Here is a 1,644-nt window from a genome sequence, read left to right on the forward strand (position 1 = left end):
CGCAGGATGCCGCCCTGCACCTGCCGGGCCGGACCGTTCCAGCCCGCCCCCTCGGCGACCGAGCGCACCAGCGCCGCGCCATGCGCATCGGGCAGGTGTTGCAGACGGTATTGCACGGCGTCCTCGCCGATGCGCTGGGCCAGTTCGTCGAAAAAGATTTCCTGCGCGAAGGTGCTCGCCGCCAACGGGATTTCAGCGCCTTGCGGCCCGATGATCTCCAGCGCCTGCCAGTCGTAGGGCGAGGCCAGGGCGGCGCCGTCGCGCGGGTCGCTGGCATCCTCCAGCGCATAGGCGGTTTCCGTCAGCAGCCAGGCCAGCGGCGGCGGCGGGGCGTCCTGCTCGATATGCAGGTGGTAGCTGCCGAGGCGGCCATCCTGGTCCAGTTCGCCATGCAGCTGCAGCGAGGTCGGGCTGCTGGCGAAGTTGGTCGGCTCCAGCACCAGCGAGACGGCCTGCCCGCATTGCAGGGCCAGTAGCGCCACCACGCCGGCCACGTCGCTGGCGGCGCTGCGCTCCTGCGCGCTGGCCGGCGGGCGGTGGCTGCGCACCTCCACCTGGGCCACGGGCAGGGATAGCAGGGCCGCCACTTCCATGGCGATCAGCGCGGGATTGCCGAAGGGCAGGTCCAGTCGCAGGCTCGCGCCCATCGGGCTGGCCATGGCGACGATGCCGGTCGCGGGGAAAGGGAAAGGGGACGCTGACAGGGCAGAGGATACAGATTCCCCATCGCGCCACTGGTAGTGGGCGTCCATGGTGATGTCGTGCAAGCCGCTGGAATCCTGGCCGCGGGCATGCAGTGTCTGCGCGGCGCGTACGCGCGGGGTGCTGTCCTGCGGTGCTGCCTCGCTCCAGCGCAGGCGCAACTGGCTGCATGCCTGGCGGGCCTGTTCATCGCTGTCGGCCACGACAGCCACCAGATGCCGGCGCTGCACCACTTGTGGCGCGCCCGGGCAGCGCATCGCGGCCTCGCTGTCGAGGCCTTGCAGCCGGGCACCGGTATAGCGGGACTGTTGCCAGTCCAGTCGCGGCGGCAGGGCCAGGCGGGCGTGACGCAGGGATGCTGCGCCGGTGGCCAGCGGGCCGGCCATCTGCCGGGGCAGGGGCGCACTCATTGCGCCGCACCCTGGCGCTGCAGTTCGACCGCACGCAGGGCGGCGCGCATGATTTCCACATGGGTGCCGCAGCGGCAGAGGTTGAAGTCCAGTTCGCTGCGGATCTCGTCTTCGGTCGGGCTGGGCGAGCGCAGCAGCAGGGCCTTGATGGTCATGATCATGCCGTTCATGCAGTAGCCGCACTGTGCGCCCTGTTCATCGATGAAGGCCTGCTGTACCGGGTCCAGCCGTCCCTCCTGGGCCAGGCCGTCCAGCGTGGTCACATGGCGTCCGGCCACGCCAGCCAGCGGGATCACGCAGGAGCGCGCCGCCACGCCATCGACCAGCACGGTACAGGCACCGCACTCGCCCAGGCCGCAGCCGAATTTGGGACCGTTCAGGCAAAGGTCGTTGCGCAACACGTTCAGCAGCGGCGCGTCGGCGGCGATGTCCAGCGTGGCCGCATGGCCGTTGACGTGGAAGGTGATGGGTTCTTGCTTGTGCATGGTCTCTGGTGTCGTGGTGCCCTAGGGCCTGTTCACACTAAATCTGC

1 protein-coding gene and 1 pseudogene are annotated in these 1,644 nt (G+C 69.6%); both read right to left on the reverse strand.

Annotated elements, in window-relative coordinates; all coding sequences use genetic code 11:
- Positions 1-1,112: pseudogene (locus tag HFRIS_RS24380) on the reverse strand (hypothetical protein); the annotation flags it as partial.
- Positions 1,109-1,597, reverse strand: a complete 489-nt coding sequence (locus HFRIS_RS24385) for a (2Fe-2S)-binding protein (RefSeq protein ID WP_006465698.1) — start codon at positions 1,595-1,597, stop codon at positions 1,109-1,111. The gene HFRIS_RS24385 and the pseudogene HFRIS_RS24380, both read right to left, overlap by 4 nt.
- Positions 1,598-1,644 lie beyond the last annotated feature (47 nt).

The sequence above is a fragment of the Herbaspirillum frisingense GSF30 genome (assembly GCF_000300975.2).
GTDB classification, from domain to species: domain Bacteria; phylum Pseudomonadota; class Gammaproteobacteria; order Burkholderiales; family Burkholderiaceae_D; genus Herbaspirillum; species Herbaspirillum frisingense.

What these genes read in the sequence shown, in the direction of transcription:
- HFRIS_RS24385 (WP_006465698.1), bottom strand. Translation starts at nt 1,597, where the DNA reads ATGCACAAGCAAGAACCCATCACCTTCCACGTCAACGGCCATGCGGCC.